We start from the raw sequence: 16,029 nt of genomic DNA on the forward strand, positions 1-16,029 counted from the left end.
TTGCGGCTCTGCGGATGTGGGGGGTGGGGGGAAAAAAAAAAGGAGGAAAGAAGGAAAAAAGCGGAAGAAAACACGAAGCAGCGGTGGGAGGTCCCCCCCCCCCCCCCCCCGCTGCTCGGCCGGTGAAGGTTCTTGGTGAGGTTGTCGCCGAAGGTTTCTTCACGTGGTGCCCGTCCGGCGGCGCGAGGCTGGGCGCGACAGGTCGTTCGCGCCGCCGGACGGAGTGTGCGGGCCTCTCGATCACGAGAGGCGTGTGGCTGGGACCGCGGCGGTGCGACGGGCCGGAACGGCTCCTCCCCTCAGGTCGTAGGAGGAACGCCCCTGCCTTTCACCACCGCACTGGCTCGCAGGCCGCCGCGGTCCTCGCCCTGCCCGCGCCGGCACCTGGCGGTCACCCCTCATCCGGGCCGCTTCGGTGCCTGCGCGGGCCGCGCACACGGTCCCGGCCTCCCCGCCGGGTCCCGTGCGCGAGCCGGTGGATCAGTCCTCGCGCAGGGCGCGGACCGCCTCCTCCACGCGCTTGCCGTACTCGGGGTCGGCCGCGTGGAAGTGCGCCAGGTTCTTCTCTACGACGTCGTTGCGCGAGACCTGGGACAGACCGCCGGCCAGGTTCGCGACCAGGCGCTGCTTCTCGTCCTCGCTCATCAGCCGGTACAGCGCACCGGCCTGCACGAAGTGGTCGTCCTTGGTGTGCAGCGGCGCCTCGTGGGTGCCGGTGTGGCCGGACACCGCGAGCGGGGCCGCCAGCGGTGTGCCGGTCTCGGCCGGGCCGTCGTAGGAGTTCGGCTCGTAGTTCTTGGCGTACCGGCCCTGGGAGTTGGCCGCCATCAGGCCGTCGCGGCCGTAGTTGGCGGCGCCGCCGGGCACGGCCTTCGGGGCGTTCACCGCGAGCTGGGTGTGGTTGACGCCCAGGCGGTAGCGGTGCGCGTCCGCGTAGGCGAACAGGCGGCCCTGGAGCATCTTGTCGGGGGAGGGGCCGATGCCCGGAACGAAGTTGTTCGGGGAGAACGCGGCCTGCTCGACCTCCGCGAAGACGTTGTCCGGGTTGCGGTCCAGCACCAGCCGGCCGACCCGCTTGAGCGGGTAGTCGGCGTGCGGCCACACCTTGGTCACGTCGAACGGGTTGAAGCGGTAGTTCGCCGCCTCGGCCACCGGCATCAGCTGCACGTGCAGCGTCCAGGACGGGTACACGCCCCGCTCGATCGCCTGCACCAGGTCGGTCTGGTGCGAGGTCGGGTCCTCGCCCGCGAGCTTCGCGGCCTCGTCGGCGGTCAGGCAGCGGATGCCCTGGTCCGTCTTGAAGTGGTACTTGACGAAGAAGGACTCGCCCTTGGCGTTCGTCCACTGGTAGGTGTGCGAGCCGAAGCCGTCCATGTGGCGGTACGAGGCCGGGATGCCGCGGTCGCCCATCAGCCAGGTGATCTGGTGCGTCGCCTCGGGGGAGTGCGCCCAGAAGTCGAAGACGTTGTCCGGCTCCTGACGGCCCGTGAACGGGTCGCGCTTCTGCGAGTGGATGAAGTCGGGGAACTTGATGGGGTCCTTGATGAAGAACACCGGCGTGTTGTTGCCGACGAGGTCGTAGTTGCCCTCCTCGGTGTAGAACTTCAGCGCGAAGCCCCGCGGGTCGCGGACCGCGTCCGCGCCGCCGAGCGAGTCGGCCACCGTGGAGAAGCGCAGGAAGACCTCGGTGCGCTTGCCGACCGTGTTGAGGAAGTCGGCGTGCGTGAAGCCGCTGACGTCGTCGGTCACCTCGAAGTGGCCGTAGGCGCCGGAGCCGCGGGCGTGCACCACGCGCTCCGGAATGCGCTCGCGGTTGAAGCGGGCGAGCTTCTCGATGAGGTGCTGGTCCTGGATCAGGAGCGGGCCGCCGATGCCGGCGGAAGCGGAGTTCTGGTTGTCGGCGACCGGGGCGCCGGACTCGGTGGTGAGCACGCGCTGCGACATCGTGGACCTTCCGTGGCCTTGCAGACGAGGGTTCAGCGGAAACATGGAGTGGAAATTGGTTTCCGCTTCGTGGAGCCTAGATTTGGGACTGTGGCACGTCAACAGTTTGTTGAAGTGGGTTCCGGGCGGCGCCGCCGCTCGGGCGCGACATGACAGGTGTCAGCGACCGCGCCGCCCGGAGGTCTCATGGGGCCGGTACGACGGTCAGACCTGGCCGCCGGACAGGCGCTCCACGGCGCGCAGCAGCGCCGAGTGGTCCAGGCCGCCGTCGCCCTGGGCGCGCAGCGAGGCGACCAGCTGGGCCACCACGGCGCCCACCGGCAGCGCGGCGCCCACGTTGCGGGCGGCGTCGGTGACGATGCCCATGTCCTTGTGGTGCAGGTCGATGCGGAAGCCCGGCTTGAAGTCGCGGCCGAGGAAGTTGTCCTTCTTCCGCGTCAGCACGGTCGAGCCGGCCAGACCGCCGTTGAGGACGTCCAGGGCGGCCTTCAGGTCCACGCCGGACTTCTCCAGGAAGACCACGGCCTCGGCGCACGCCTGGATGTTGACGGCGACGATCAGCTGGTTGGCGGCCTTCACGGTCTGGCCCGAGCCGTGCGGACCGCACAGCACGATGGTCTTGCCGAGCGCCTCCAGGAGCGGCTTGGCCTCGTCGAAGTCGGCCTGCTCACCGCCGACCATGATGGACAGCACGGCCTCGATCGCGCCGGCCTCGCCGCCGGAGACGGGGGCGTCCAGGACGCGGATGCCCTTGTCCTTGGCGGCCTTCGCGAGGTCCACCGAGGTCTGCGGGGTGATCGAGGACATGTCGACCAGCAGCGCGCCGGACCTCGCGTTCTCCAGGATGCCGTCGGGGCCGTAGGCGATGGCCTCGACCTGCGGCGACGCGGGCACCATGGTGACGATCACGTCGGCGTCGCGCACGGCCTCGGCGATCGAGCCGGCCGCGGTGCCGCCGGCGGCGGACAGGCGGTCCAGCTTGTCCTGCTCCAGCGTGAAGCCGGTGACCTGGTAACCCGCCTTGATCAGGTTCTCGGACATGGGGGAGCCCATGATGCCGAGACCGACCCAGGCGACCTTGGGGAGCGTGCTCATGATGGGTACCTCTCTGGAAAATCTCTGAAGAGTGCTGCGGGTGGCGCTCAGCGGGCCGCGCGGGCCCCGGCCGGCAGCCAGGAGAAGGACTGGGTGCTGGGGGCGTCGCCGGGCTTGTACTCCAGGCCGACCCAGCCGTCGTACCCGGCCTTCGCCAGCCGGTCGAGCAGGTCCTCCAGCGGGAGGGAGCCCGTACCGGGCGCGCCGCGGCCGGGGTTGTCGGCGATCTGGACGTGGCCGGTCTTCGCGGCGTACGCGTCGATCACCTGCGGCAGGTCCTCGCCGTTCATGGACAGGTGGTAGAGGTCCATGAGGAACTTGGCGTTGCCGAGCCCGGTGGCCTCGTTGACCTGGTCCACGACCGCGATCGCGGCCGGTGCCGACACCAGCGGGTACCGCGGCGACTCGGGCTCGTTGAGCGCCTCGATCAGCAGGATCGCGCCGATCCGGTCGGCCGCGCGGGCGGCGAGGACCAGGTTCTCCAGCGCGAGCCGGTCCTGCTCGGCCGGGTCCACGCCCTCGACCCGGTTGCCGTACAGGGCGTTGAGCGCCGTGCAGCCCAGCGACCGGGCGAATTCGGCGGCCACGTCGATGTTGGCGCGGAAGCGGTCCGACTCCGCACCGGGGATCGACAGGGCGCCCCGGTCGGGGCCGGGCAGCTGTCCGGCGTAGAAGTTCAGCCCGGTGAGCCGGACGCCCGCGTCCTCGATGGCCGACTTGAGAGCGTCCAGCTCGGACTGCTCGGGGGTGGGCGAGTCGATCCAGGGCCACCACAGCTCGACCGCGGTGAAGCCGGCCGCGGCGGCGGCCGCGGGGCGCTCCAGGAGCGGGAGTTCCGTGTAGAGGATCGACAGGTTGACGTTGAAGCGCTGGTCTGCGAATCCCATAGGGTCCCGCGCTCCCTTCCGCTTGAGGGTGTGTTTCCGTATTACGGAAGTTCGTTTCTGCTTGATGGAAGGTTGCCCGGGGAGTGCGGCTGTTGTCAAGAGGGGGCGGCGCAAAGCGGTCACCCCGCGTTAGGTTGACCGCGTGCGATTGAGAGTGGAGTTCACGACCGAACCCTTCGACCTGGACGAGGCGCCCGCCCATGCGGTGGTGGCCCGGGAGGTCGTCGAGGCGGCCGAGCTGGACGCGGTGGACGTCGGCCCCTTCGGCAACACCGCCGAGGGCGGCGCCGACCGGGTGCTCACCGCCGTGGACGCGCTGCTGCGCCGCTCCCTGGAGGCCGGTGCGACCCGGATCTCGCTCCAGGTCAACGTGGTCGGAGAGGGCGTCGAGGGGGAGGGTGAGCGGTGACCGGTCCTGCCGAGGAGCCGTTCATCGCGGCCGTCAAGCCCCTGGTCGACGCCATGGGCGGCGAGATGCTGCCGCCGGACGAGGCGGGTCTTGAGGACGTCGTGCTCTCCTGGGAGGGTGCCGACGTCGTCGCCGTACGCCTGCCCCAGCTCGCCGACTCCCTCGACCACATCCTGGCCGCCATGGAGCGCCGGCAGGGCAGGCCGCTGGCCGACCTGGACCGCCGCACCAAGCAGGAGGTCGTCCGGGCCCTGGAGGCGCGCGGCGCCTTCGCGGTACGGCACGGCGTGGAGACCGTCGCGGGCGCCCTCGGTGTCAGCCGCTTCACCGTGTACAACTACCTCAACCGCGAGAAGGGCACCTGACCTGCACGGTTCCCTCGCGCCTCCAGCCGCCGTCCGGTAACCGGGCGGCGGCTTTTCTGACCCCGAATTTTCAACAAAGTGTTGACGGCTTGTTTCCGAGGGCGTTAGCTATCGGCACGCCCGCTCAGCACAAGGCCACGGAGGCTCCCGTGACGTCCACTTCCGCGTCGGGCCTGGCCCGCTTCAACACCCTCGAGGAGACCGCGGCACTCGCGGAACTCCACGAGGCGTGCGCCGCCACGGCGTGGGCCCGGCAACTGCTCGCCGCCCGCCCCTTCGCCACCGCCGAGGACCTGTACGCCGCCAGCGACGCCGCCATGGCCGAGCTGACCGCGGACGACCTCGCCCAGGCGATGGCCGGACACCCGCCGATCGGCCGCCCCGAACCGGGCGATCCGACCTCGTCCCGCGAACAGGCGGGCATGGCGGGCGCCGCCGAGGAACTCAAGGCGGAGATGCTCGAACTGAACCTGGCCTACCAGGAGAAGTTCGGCCACGTCTTCCTGATCTGCGCCACCGGCCGGACCGGTGAGCAGATGCGGGACGCGGCTCTGGAGCGGATCGGCAACTCGCCCGAGCAGGAGCGCGAGATCGTCCGCACCGAACTGGGGAAGATCAACCGCATCCGCCTGACCCGACTCGTCGAACAGGACGCCCGACCATGAGCACCAGCACCACCGCCTCCGTGTCCACGCACATCCTGGACACCAGCGTCGGCCGCCCCGCCGGGGACGTCGCCGTCCACCTCGCCGCCCGCTCGGGCGCGGACGCGGACTGGCAGGCACTCGGCGGCTCCGCGACCGACGCCGACGGCCGGTGCAAGGACCTCCCGGCCCTGCCGGAGGGCACCACCCACGTACGGCTCGACTTCGACACCGAGACGTACTTCGCCAAGAAACAAGCCGCGGCCCAGCAGGACGCCCCCGCGCTCCGGGACAGCGAGAACGGCCGGCCCGTGTTCTTCCCCGAGGTCACCATCACCTTCGCGGTGGTGCCCGGCGAGCACTACCACGTTCCGCTGCTGCTCAACCCGTTCGGCTACTCCGTTTACCGAGGGAGCTGACCGAATCATGACCCGTTTCGTCCTGGGACAGAACCAGTACGGCAAGGCAGAGAACCGCGTCGTCAAGATCACGCGTGACGGCGACACGCACCACATCAAGGACCTGAACGTCTCCGTCGCCCTGTCCGGCGACATGGAGGAGGTCCACCGCAGCGGTTCCAACGCCAACGTCCTGCCGACCGACACCACCAAGAACACCGTGTTCGCCTTCGCCAAGGAGCACGGGATCCAGAGCGGCGAGGACCTCGGCGTCAAGCTCGCCCGCCACTTCGTGGACGACAACGAGCCCATCCGCCGGGCCCGCATCCGCATCGAGGAGTACTCCTGGGAGCGGATCGAGACCTCGAAGGGCGGCGCCCGCTTCGTCGGCTCGGACGAGATCGCGCACTCCTTCGTCCGCCAGGGCCAGGAGACCCGCGTCGCGCAGATCACCTACGACGGCCACGGCATCCAGGTGCTCTCCGGCTTCAAGGACCTCACCGTCCTGAACTCGACCAACTCCGAGTTCTTCGGCTTCCTCAAGGACAAGTACACGACCCTCCCGGAGGACCACGACCGCATCCTCGCCACCACCGTCTCCACCTGGTGGCGGCACAACTGGGACGGCATCGACTCGCACGCCCCCGACTGGGACCGCTCCTACGGCGGGGTGCGCAAGCACGCGCTCCAGGCGTTCGCCGAGACCTACTCGTACTCGCTCCAGCAGACCCTCTTCGAGATGGGTGTGCGGGTGCTCAACTCCCGCGACGAGGTCGACGAGATCCGCTTCTCGATGCCCAACAAGCACCACTTCCGCTCGGACCTGTCGCCCTTCGGGATCGACAACGAGGCCAAGGACGGCGCCGTGTACTACGCCGCCGACCGCCCCTACGGCCTGATCGAGGCCACCATCCTGCGCGACGGCGCCGAGCAACTCATCCCGGTCGACATGACCAACCTCTGACGCGGGACGCGCGCCGCCCGCCCCGCCCTCCGGGGCGGGCGGCGCGCCACACCGGAGGAAACACCATGGCACAGCCTGCAACGGAGCCGGCGAAAGGCTCACGCTCCACCCCGTCACCGGAGCACACCGAGGACGCCGTCACGTCCGTGCACCCGGTGGACGAGAAGCTCCACCCCTCGCGGCTCGTCCCCGCCGCGCTCCAGCACATCGCCGCCATGTACGCGGGCGTCGTCACTCCTCCGCTCATCATCGGCCAGGCCTGCGGACTCGACCTGGAGGGCCGCACCCGGCTGATCGCGGCCTCGCTGCTCATCGCGGGCGTCGCCACCCTGCTCCAGACCCTCGGTGTCAAGGGCTTCGTCGGCAACCGCCTGCCCTTCGTCAACGCCGCCTCCTCGGCCGGTATCGCGCCCATCCTCGCCATCGTCGAGACCAACGCGAAGGGCAGCCAACTCCCCGCCGTCTACGGCGCGGTGATGGTCGCCGGTGTCTTCTGCCTCGCCGTCGGCCCGTTCTTCGGCCGACTGCTGCGCTTCTTCCCGCCGCTGGTCACGGGTGTCGTCATCACCCTCATCGGCGTCACGCTGATGCCGGTCCCGGTCGGCTGGGCGCAGGGCGGCGACAAGACCGCCGCCGACTTCGGCTCGATGCGCAACCTCGCGCTCGCCGCCTTCACCCTCGCGGTCATCCTCGTCATCCAGCGCTTCGGCAAGGGTTTCGTCAAGCAAGTGGCGCTGCTCTTCGGCCTGTTGATCGGCACCCTGGCCGCCATCCCCTTCGGCATGGCCGACTTCGGCGCCCTGACGTCCGCGCCGGTCGCCGCGCTGCCCACGCCCTTCGCCTTCGGCGCCCCCGAGTTCCAGCCCGCGGCCATCCTGTCGCTGTGCATCGTCATGCTGGTCCTGATGACGGAGTCGTCCGCCGGCATGCTCGCCCTCGGCGAGATCTGCGACCGCCGCGCCGACGCCAGGGTCATCACCCGCGGCCTGCGCACCGACGGCCTCGCCACCCTGGTCGGCCCCGTCTTCGGCGGCTTCCCCACCTCCGCCTTCGCCCAGAACGTCGGCGTCGTCTCCCTCACCCGGGTACGCAGCCGCTACGTCGTCGCCGTCGCCGGTGCCACCCTGCTGGTCCTCGGCGCCTTCCCGGTCCTCGGCGCGGTCGTCTCGCTGGTCCCGATGCCGGTGCTCGGCGGCGCGGGCATCGTGCTCTTCGGCTCGATCGCGGTCAGCGGCATCCGTACGCTCTCCGAGGCCGGGCTGGACGACAGCTCCAACATCATCCTGGTCGCCGTGGCGCTCGGCGCGGGCATCATCCCGCTCGCCGCGCCGACCTTCTACGCCGAGTTCCCCGCCTGGGCCCAGACCGTGCTGGGCTCCGGCATCAGCGCCGGAGCGATCGTCGCGGTCGCCCTCAACCTGTTCTTCCACCACCTCGGCACCCGGAGCCGCCACCCGGTTCCGGCACTCAAATCCTCCTAGGGTCCTGCCGTGCCCTCCCCGCGGGTACTCGACTCCCCGCCCGTGGGCCCCACCGAAAGGCAAGGAAGCAGCATGGCAGCAGCATCGGCAACCGAACGCACCGTCATCGAGCACTGTGCGATCGCCACCGTGGACGCGGGCGACACCGAGTACGCCTCCGGTCACGTCGTGCTCGCCGGCAACCGCATCGAGTCCGTCGGCGCGGGCGGGGCACCCGAGGACCTGGAGAACGTCGTACGCCGGATCGACGCGACCGGCCACCTGGCCACCCCCGGACTGGTCAACACCCACCACCACTTCTACCAGTGGCTCACCCGCGGCCTGGCCACCGACCACAACCTGTTCGACTGGCTGGTCGCGCTGTACCCGACCTGGGCCCGCATCGACGAACCGATGGCCCATGCGGCGGCCCAGGGCTCGCTCGCGATGATGGCCCGCGGCGGCGTCACCACCGCCGCGGACCACCACTACATCCACCCGCGCGGCGCCGGTGACCTGTCCGGCGCGATCGTCCGCGCCGCCCGTGACATGGGCGTCCGCTTCACCCTCGCCCGTGGCTCCATGGACCGCGGCGAGTCCGACGGCGGGCTGCCGCCGGACTTCGCGGTGGAGAGCCTGGACGACGCGCTCGCCGCCACCGAGGCCACCGTCCGGGAGCACCACGACCCCTCCTTCGACGCGATGACCCAGGTCGCCGTCGCGCCCTGCTCGCCCTTCTCCGTCTCCACCGAACTGATGCGGCAGGGCGCCGAGCTGGCCCGCCGGCTCGGCGTGCGGCTGCACACCCACGGCTCGGAGACCGTCGAGGAGGAGAAGTTCTGCCACGAGCTGTTCGGCATGGGCCCGACCGACTACTTCGAGTCCACCGGCTGGCTCGGCGAGGACGTGTGGATGGCGCACTGCGTCCACATGAACGACTCCGACATCGCCGCCTTCGCCCGCACCGGCACCGGCGTTGCCCACTGCCCGTCCTCCAACGCCCGGCTGGCCGCCGGCATCGCCCGGGTCCCCGACCTGCTCGCGGCCGGCGTCCCGGTCGGCCTCGGCGTCGACGGCACCGCCTCCAACGAGGCCGGCGAACTCCACACCGAACTGCGGGGCGCCCTGCTGATCAACCGCCTCGGCGCCCACCGCGAGGCCGCGCTGGACGCCCGCAGGGCGCTGCGCCTGGGCACCCACGGCGGCGCCCGGGTCCTCGGCCGGGCCGCCGAGACCGGCTCCCTGGAGGCGGGCAAGCTCGCCGACCTGGTGCTGTGGCGGATGGACACCCTCGCCCACTCCTCGATCGCCGACCCGGTGACCGCCCTGGTCCTCGGCGCCCCCGCCCCGGTCACCGCGTCGTTCGTGAACGGGCGGCAGATCGTCGAGAACGGCAGGCTGCTCACGGTCGACGAGGACGCCGTCGCCCGCTCCACCCGGGACGAGGCACGGCGCCTGGCCAGGATCGCCGCGCAGCGCTGAGCCGGACGCCGCCGAACACCGCACAACAGAACACCACTTGATCTCCGGCCGGGAGGGACGGCTCCCGGCCGGTAACCGTGGACCCGAGCGGGGTCCACGGTGGCCTACTCCGGGGTGTGCGCCCCTGCGCGCACGCCCCGGAGCGGTCGCCCGTTCCCTCGAACGGTCCGTCCCGGTCCCGCACGACCACCACCTGCACCACCTCCCTGACACCCGCGTCAGAGCCGACGTGTAACCGACCGGAGGAACGCCGCCGTGGCCGACCACCCTGTTGACGAGAAACTCCCGCCACTGAAGATGGCGACGACCGGCCTGCAACACGTGGCCGCCATGTACGCCGGGGTCGTCGCCCCGCCCCTGATCGTCGGCGCGGCCATCGGCCTGAGCGCCACCGAGCTGACCTTCCTCACCGGCGCCTGCCTGTTCACCGCGGGCCTGGCCACCTTCCTCCAGACGCTGGGCATCTGGAAGATCGGGGCCCGGCTGCCCTTCGTCAACGGCGTCACCTTCGCCGGTGTCGCCCCCATGACCGCGGTCGTCGCCTCCACCGACGACAAGTCCGACGCGCTGCCGATCATCTTCGGCGCGGTCATCGTCGCCGGACTCCTCGGTTTCATCGCCGCCCCCTTCTTCAGCAAGGCGATCCGCTTCTTCCCGCCGGTCGTCACCGGCACCGTCATCACCCTGATAGGCATATCCCTGCTGCCCGTCGCCTTCGGCTGGGCACAGGGACCCAGCCCCACCGCGGACGACTTCGGCTCGGCGACCAACCTCGGCCTGGCCGGGATCACCCTCGTCATCGTGCTGTTCCTGCGCCGCTTCACCCGGGGCTTCGTCAAGCAGATCGCCGTGCTGCTCGGTCTGATCGCGGGCACGCTCGTCGCGATCCCGTTCGGCGTCACGGACTTCGGCCCGGTCGCGGACGCGGACGTCGTCGGCTTCCCGACGCCGTTCCACTTCGGTGCCCCGCAGTTCCAGATCGCCGCGATCATCTCCATGTGCGTGGTGATGGTGGTCTCGATGACCGAGTCCACGGCCGACATGCTCGCCCTCGGCGAGATCGTGGACCGCCCGGCCGACGAGAAGACCATCGCGGCCGGACTGCGCGCCGACACCCTCGGCTCCGCCCTCAGCCCGGTCTTCAACGGCTTCATGTGCAGCGCCTTCGCCCAGAACATCGGCCTGGTCGCGATGACGAAGATCCGCAGCCGGTACGTCGTCGCGGTCGGCGGTGGCTTCCTGGTCCTGATGGGCCTGTGCCCGATGGCGGCGTCGCTCATCGCCGTCGTCCCGCGCCCGGTCCTGGGCGGCGCCGGCGTGGTCCTCTTCGGCTCGGTCGCGGCCAGCGGCATCCAGACCCTGGTCCGGGCGAGCCTCGACAAGGACAACAACGTCCTGATCGTGGCGGTCTCCCTGGCCGTCGGCATCATCCCGATCGCGGCGCCGGAGTTCTACCACTCGTTCCCGGAGAACGCGCGGATCATCCTCGACTCGGGCATCTCGACCGGCTGCGTGGCCGCGGTCCTGCTCAACCTGATCTTCAACCACATCGGCGGCCGGGAACGCGAGGCGGAGGACGTCACCCACCCGATGGAGGCGGGCGACGAGATCACCGAGGCGTCCCGGGCGGCGGCGATGCCGTGACGCCGAGGGCCCGCCCGGGTTCCCTCGAAGTTCGATGACGGGACAGTTCGTCCCGGGCGACACGCCGTCTGCGCGGTGTGCCGCCCGGGACGAACTGTCCCGTCATCGTGTCACCAGCGCCTCACCGGAGTGCGGACCGCGCCTGCCGCAAGGACGCCTGACGCTGCCGTACCGGGACTACAGTCCGAACAGCTCCGGCCGCGCCGCCAGTTCCTTGAAACGCTGCCTGGGGTCCGGCACCAGCCTGCGCTCGCCCAGGTCCATCAGCCCGCCGACGGCCTCGATCTCGGCGGCGACCGTGCCGTCCGTCCTGGTGATGAGCTGCCGGATCCGGAAGGTCTTGCCCGTACCCCACTCGAAGGCACAGGTCACCGTGACCTCGTCACCGGCGAGCAGCTCCCGCTGGAACCGGATGGTCGTCTCCAGGGTCACCGGCCCGACCCCGCGGGCGACCAGGTCCGCCTGCCGGATCCCGGCCGCCTGGAGCATCGACCAGCGGGCGTGCTCGGCGTAGTTCAGGTACACCGACTGGTTCAGATGGCCCTGGGTGTCGGTCTCGTACCCGCGGACGGTCACGGGAACGGAGAACGGTTCGCTCACGGCTGCTGCCTCTCCTCGCACACGTACGGACGGACCGATCCTGACATGCGGGCGTCACACCTTCCGCGGGGAGGCCAGCAGGTAACGGGCCCGCGTGCGCGGCTCGGTGTGCTCCCCGGTCTGCCAGCCCGCCCGCTCCAGCGTCGCCGCGCACTCCCGCAGCGCGGCGCCGTCGCCTTCGTGCACGGCGACCGCCTCCGGCTGCGGCGTAGCCCGCACCCGGTACCCGTCCCCGCCGTCGGGACCGGCCGGACGGTGCCCGGCCGCCTCCAGGGCGAGCGCGGCGGCCCGCACGAGATGCGACCGCTCCCACGCACAGGGCCGGTCCGCGGTCCCGTCGGGATGCGTCATCCGGCGCAGCTCCAGCAGCCCCTGCCAGGCGCCGCGCACCTCGCGCAGCCGCGCGGGCCCCGAGTCGCCCGGCGCGGCCTCCTCCCCGCCGACCCGCGCGGCGAACACACCCTCGGCGGCCGGGGCTCCGGCGGGCTCCGGCGCCTTCGGCTCTTCCGGCGCGTCGGCCGCCTCCCGGGTCCGGTGCCCCGCCGGGGTCAGGAAGTGGTCGTGCGGCGGGCGCGGATGCCGGAAGGCGAGCCCTCGCTTCACCAGCGCGGTGAGCTGGGCCTGGGTACCCTTCAGGCGTCCGGTGACGGGATCGGCGGCGGCGATGAGACGCCGCTGCGCGGCGGTCGGCGACAGTGCCACGGCGTCCCTCCTTTCCCGGCGCTCACCCTCGCGACCTCTTCGAGGGTTACGTCCGAAGACTACGACGGAGGTCTGACATTCCAGGCGGCGACCACCGGCCGCCCGTGCTCGGTGCCCAGCCGGCACAGCGTGCCCGTGCCCAGCTGGAACAGCGCCCCCTGCGAGGGCGGAAGGCCCAGGTGCCGGGCGGTCAGCACGCGCAGGAAGTGCCCGTGCGCCACCAGCACCACGCACCCCTCGGTGTTGGCGAACGCGGCCTCCACCGTGGCCAGCACCCGGTCGGCCCGCTCGCCCACCTGCTCGGGCGTCTCCCCGGGGTGGTCCGGCGGTCCGGGCGCGACCCCGTCCGTGAACAGGAACCAGTCCGGCCGGCTCCGGTGGATCTCGACGGTCGTGATCCCCTCGTAGCCGCCGTAGTCCCACTCGTGCAGGTCCGGCTCGATGCGCACCTCGTGCAGCCCGATCAGCTCGGCCGTCTCCCGGGCCCGCTGGAAGGGGCTGACGAACGCCGCCCCGATCCGGTGCGACCGGATCAACGGCACCAGGCTCCGTGCCTGCTCCCGCCCCTTCTCGGTCAGCGGGACGTCCGTCAGCCCGGTGTGCCGCCCGGAGCGCGACCACTCGGTCTCTCCGTGCCGGACAAGAAAAAGATCACCCATGGGGCCAGGCTACGGCCGTTCGCCGGGTAAACCGGAGCGGTAGTGCTGCGTACGGCAACGGGTTGAACCCCGATTGCAACCAGCGTGGGATTCGCCGGAGGGCGCGCCTTCGTAGCCTGGGCGACGCAAGGCTGTTCGAGACGGGGGACGACAGCCAGGGGGACGAAGCACGACGAGCGTCGGCAGGTCCAAGGGCAGTCGGTCGCTTCCCCGGACGCATCCACAAAGGGAGGAATCATGGCTATGCCGCGCATGGGAAAGCACGCCGCCGTCCTGGTCGCGTCGGCGACCCTGCTCACGGGGCTCGGCACGGTCGCCGCCGCCGGCGCTTCCGCCGCCGACCTCGGTGCCGCGGGATCGTGCACGTTCGCCAACCCGAGGACGGTCAAGACGGCGAAGGTCGACTCGATCAACATCCAGCTCCGCTACAGCACGTCCACCCGTTGCGCCTGGGGCCGTATCTACAACGCGGACCCGGGCGACAAGGTGTGGGTCGACCGCTCCTCGAACGGCGGCAGGACCTGGAACGGCCCGCTGAGCATGACCACCGTGAAGTACGGGTCGGACACGCACACCGCTTCGCGCTACGACGGCGGATACGTGATGCGCGCCTGCGCCTGGAACGACTCCACCCACCACCTCAAGTGCACCGGCTGGTACTGACCCCGCCGGCCATGAGGTGCTGAGCGGGTGAGCATGCGCCGTTGCCCGAAAGAGCGTGGGCGACGGCGCATCCCGCGCCGTACCTCACGGCGACCGGCCGACCGGACGGACGTGGCCGCGTCTACTGCCGGTACCCGCTCAGGAAGCGCCCGATGCGCCCGATCGCCGCCTCCAGGTCCTCCGCGTGCGGCAGGGTCAGGATGCGGAAGTGGTCCGGGCTCGGCCAGTTGAAGCCGGTGCCCTGGACGACCTGGATCTTCTCGCGGAGCAGCAGGTCCAGGACGAAGCGCTCGTCGTCGTGGATCTTGTGGACGGCCGGGTCGATGCGCGGGAAGGCGTACAGCGCGCCCTTGGGCTTGACGCAGGAGACGCCGGGGATCTCGTTGAGCTTCTCCCAGGCCACGTCCCGCTGTTCGTGCAGCCGTCCGCCGGGGGCGGTCAGTTCGCGGATGGACTGGCGGCCGCCGAGCGCGGCCTGGATGGCGTACTGGGCGGGCGCGTTGGCGCACAGGCGCATGGAGGCCAGCATGGTCAGGCCCTCCAGATAGTCCTTCGCGTGCTGCTTCGGCCCCGTCACCACCAGCCAGCCGGAGCGGAAGCCCGCCACCCGGTACGTCTTGGACAGACCGCAGAAGGTCAGCACCACCAGGTCGGGGGCGAGGGACGCGGCCGAGTGGTGCACGGCGTCGTCGTACAGGATCTGGTCGTAGATCTCGTCGGCGAAGACCATCAGTCCGTGCCGGCGGGCGAGGTCGAGGATGCCCTCGACGATCTCCCTGGGGTAGACGGCGCCGGTGGGGTTGTTGGGGTTGATGATGACGACCGCCTTGGTGCGGTCGGTGATCTTCGCCTCCATGTCGGCCAGGTCCGGGTACCACTCCGCCTGCTCGTCGCACAGGTAGTGGACCGCCCTGCCGCCCGCGAGGGTGGTCACCGCCGTCCAGAGGGGGAAGTCGGGGGCGGGGATCAGGACCTCGTCGCCGTCCTCCAGCAGGGCCTGTACGGCCATGGAGATCAGCTCGGAGACGCCGTTGCCCAGGAAGACGTCGTCCACGTCCACCTCCAGGCCGAGCGCCTGGTAGCGCTGGGCGACGGCCCGGCGGGCGGAGAGGATGCCGCGCGAGTCGGTGTAGCCGTGCGCCTGCGGCAGCATGCGGATCATGTCCTGCACGATCTCCTCCGGCGCCTCGAAGCCGAAGAGCGCCGGGTTGCCGGTGTTGAGGCGCAGGACGCTGTGGCCCGCCTCCTCCAGCGCGTTGGCGTGCTCGATGACCGGGCCGCGGATCTCGTAACAGACCTCGCTGAGCTTGTTCGACTGCCGGAACTCCATGCGCGGCTTCCCCTCCGGAATCTGGTGTTGCTTGGTTTTACCAAGTAGCAGCTTGGAAAGTCCAACAACTTGTCTACACTGCGTCGCATGTCACCACGTCCTCGCCGTAGCTACGACCAGTACTGTTCCGCCGCCCGCGCGCTCGACGCCGTCGGCGACCGCTGGACCCTGCTGATCGTCCGGGAGCTGCTCGCCGGTCCGCGGCGCTACACCGACCTGCACGCCGACCTGCCCGGCGTCAGCACGGACGTACTCGCCTCGCGGCTCAAGGACATGGAGCGCGAGGGGCTGACGACCAGGCGCCGGCTGCCCCCGCCCGGCGCGGCGTACGTCTACGAACTCACCGCGCGGGGACGCGGTCTGCTGCCCGTACTGGAGGCGCTCGGCGCGTGGGGCGCGGGCGAGCTGGGGGAGCGGCGGCCGACCGACGCCGTACGCGCGCACTGGTTCGCCCTGCCGCTGCTGCGGGCCCTGCGGGAGGCCGGCGCGGCGGAGGGGCTCGTCGAGGTCCGGCTGGAGGAGGGCGACTTCCACCTGTACGCCGATGCCCGCGCCGAGGGGGAGGACGGTCCCGTGTACGGCGAGGGACCCGCACCGGGCGAGCCCGACGCCCGGCTCGTGCTGGACGCCGCGACCTGCGCGGCCCTCGGCCGCGGTGAGGCCGGTCTGCGCGACGCGGTGCGCGACGGCCGCGTCGGGGTGACCGGCGACGGCACGGCGGCCAAGGCGCTGCGGGAGGGGTGAGACGGCAGAAGGCCCGCCGAGGCGGGCCTTCTGAGGGCA

17 protein-coding genes are annotated in these 16,029 nt (G+C 71.1%); 10 read left to right on the top strand and 7 right to left on the bottom strand.

Translation table 11 applies throughout. From position 1 onward, the window contains the following. Nucleotides 1–480 precede the first annotated feature (480 nt). From ACZ7MF_RS31975 to ACZ7MF_RS31985, 3 genes are all read right to left on the bottom strand, one after another. Complete coding sequence (locus tag ACZ7MF_RS31975) at nt 481–1,944, bottom strand: catalase (RefSeq protein WP_471481746.1); 1,464 nt, start codon at nt 1,942–1,944, stop codon at nt 481–483. 204 nt (nt 1,945–2,148) lie between these two features. Continuing rightward, nucleotides 2,149–3,039 carry a 2-hydroxy-3-oxopropionate reductase gene (locus tag ACZ7MF_RS31980; RefSeq protein WP_471481747.1) on the bottom strand — a complete coding sequence of 297 codons (891 nt, stop codon included), beginning with the start codon at nt 3,037–3,039 and terminating at the stop codon, nt 2,149–2,151. Nucleotides 3,040–3,086: 47 nt separating this feature from the next. After that, on the bottom strand, nt 3,087–3,926 hold the full coding sequence (locus tag ACZ7MF_RS31985; RefSeq protein ID WP_471481748.1) for a TIM barrel protein: 840 nt from the start codon (nt 3,924–3,926) through the stop codon (nt 3,087–3,089). Nucleotides 3,927–4,068: 142 nt separating this feature from the next. Here ACZ7MF_RS31985 and ACZ7MF_RS31990 point away from each other — a divergent pair, with 142 nt between their 5' ends. The 8 genes from ACZ7MF_RS31990 to ACZ7MF_RS32025 all read left to right on the top strand — a co-directional run bounded on the left by ACZ7MF_RS31990 (nt 4,069) and on the right by ACZ7MF_RS32025 (nt 11,292). Beyond that, on the top strand, nt 4,069–4,335 hold the full coding sequence (locus ACZ7MF_RS31990; RefSeq protein WP_471481749.1) for a YkoF family thiamine-binding protein: 267 nt from the start codon (nt 4,069–4,071) through the stop codon (nt 4,333–4,335). After that, complete coding sequence (locus ACZ7MF_RS31995) at nt 4,332–4,700, top strand: helix-turn-helix domain-containing protein (RefSeq protein WP_356859972.1); 369 nt, start codon at nt 4,332–4,334, stop codon at nt 4,698–4,700. Before ACZ7MF_RS31990 ends, ACZ7MF_RS31995 begins: the two co-directional genes overlap by 4 nt. Before the next feature lie 149 nt (nt 4,701–4,849). After that, on the top strand, nt 4,850–5,365 hold the full coding sequence (gene uraD / locus ACZ7MF_RS32000) for a 2-oxo-4-hydroxy-4-carboxy-5-ureidoimidazoline decarboxylase (RefSeq protein WP_471481750.1): 516 nt from the start codon (nt 4,850–4,852) through the stop codon (nt 5,363–5,365). Further along, nucleotides 5,362–5,763 carry a hydroxyisourate hydrolase gene (gene uraH, locus ACZ7MF_RS32005; protein ID WP_328563488.1) on the top strand — a complete coding sequence of 134 codons (402 nt, stop codon included), beginning with the start codon at nt 5,362–5,364 and terminating at the stop codon, nt 5,761–5,763. The genes uraD and uraH overlap by 4 nt, the downstream gene beginning before the upstream one ends. Nucleotides 5,764–5,770: 7 nt before the next feature. Further along, a complete protein-coding gene (gene pucL, locus ACZ7MF_RS32010; protein WP_356859978.1) occupies nt 5,771–6,706 on the top strand; it encodes a factor-independent urate hydroxylase in 936 nt (311 codons plus the stop codon). Between the two features lie 65 nt (nt 6,707–6,771). Next, nucleotides 6,772–8,187, top strand: coding sequence for a nucleobase:cation symporter-2 family protein (locus ACZ7MF_RS32015; RefSeq protein WP_471481751.1), 1,416 nt, complete (start codon nt 6,772–6,774; stop codon nt 8,185–8,187). Between the two features lie 72 nt (nt 8,188–8,259). Beyond that, a complete protein-coding gene (locus tag ACZ7MF_RS32020) occupies nt 8,260–9,648 on the top strand; it encodes an 8-oxoguanine deaminase (protein WP_471481752.1) in 1,389 nt (462 codons plus the stop codon). Nucleotides 9,649–9,903: 255 nt separating this feature from the next. Beyond that, entirely contained in the window at nt 9,904–11,292 is a 1,389-nt protein-coding gene (locus ACZ7MF_RS32025) for a nucleobase:cation symporter-2 family protein (RefSeq protein WP_471481753.1), read from the top strand. Between the two features lie 177 nt (nt 11,293–11,469). On the opposite strand, the gene ACZ7MF_RS32030 is transcribed toward ACZ7MF_RS32025, so the two are convergent. Genes ACZ7MF_RS32030 through ACZ7MF_RS32040 form a run of 3 tightly spaced genes read right to left on the bottom strand, consistent with a single transcriptional unit; the run spans nt 11,470 to nt 13,253 of the window. Next, the gene (locus tag ACZ7MF_RS32030) at nt 11,470–11,892 is read right to left on the bottom strand and encodes an acyl-CoA thioesterase (RefSeq protein ID WP_471481754.1); all 423 of its coding nucleotides are present in this window, start codon (nt 11,890–11,892) and stop codon (nt 11,470–11,472) included. Nucleotides 11,893–11,946: 54 nt separating this feature from the next. Next, nucleotides 11,947–12,594 carry a hypothetical protein gene (locus ACZ7MF_RS32035; protein ID WP_471481755.1) on the bottom strand — a complete coding sequence of 216 codons (648 nt, stop codon included), beginning with the start codon at nt 12,592–12,594 and terminating at the stop codon, nt 11,947–11,949. 59 nt (nt 12,595–12,653) lie between these two features. Continuing rightward, nucleotides 12,654–13,253, bottom strand: coding sequence for a histidine phosphatase family protein (locus ACZ7MF_RS32040; protein ID WP_471481756.1), 600 nt, complete (start codon nt 13,251–13,253; stop codon nt 12,654–12,656). Nucleotides 13,254–13,490: 237 nt separating this feature from the next. Between ACZ7MF_RS32040 and ACZ7MF_RS32045 the strand changes: the two genes are divergently transcribed. Continuing rightward, a complete protein-coding gene (locus ACZ7MF_RS32045; protein ID WP_471481757.1) occupies nt 13,491–13,916 on the top strand; it encodes a DUF2690 domain-containing protein in 426 nt (141 codons plus the stop codon). Nucleotides 13,917–14,037: 121 nt separating this feature from the next. On the opposite strand, the gene ACZ7MF_RS32050 is transcribed toward ACZ7MF_RS32045, so the two are convergent. Then, the gene (locus ACZ7MF_RS32050) at nt 14,038–15,246 is read right to left on the bottom strand and encodes a pyridoxal phosphate-dependent aminotransferase (RefSeq protein WP_471481758.1); all 1,209 of its coding nucleotides are present in this window, start codon (nt 15,244–15,246) and stop codon (nt 14,038–14,040) included. Between the two features lie 87 nt (nt 15,247–15,333). Here ACZ7MF_RS32050 and ACZ7MF_RS32055 point away from each other — a divergent pair, with 87 nt between their 5' ends. Next, nucleotides 15,334–15,990, top strand: coding sequence for a winged helix-turn-helix transcriptional regulator (locus ACZ7MF_RS32055; protein ID WP_471481759.1), 657 nt, complete (start codon nt 15,334–15,336; stop codon nt 15,988–15,990). Nucleotides 15,991–16,029 lie beyond the last annotated feature (39 nt).

The organism is Streptomyces sp. NPDC111628, assembly GCF_055635195.1.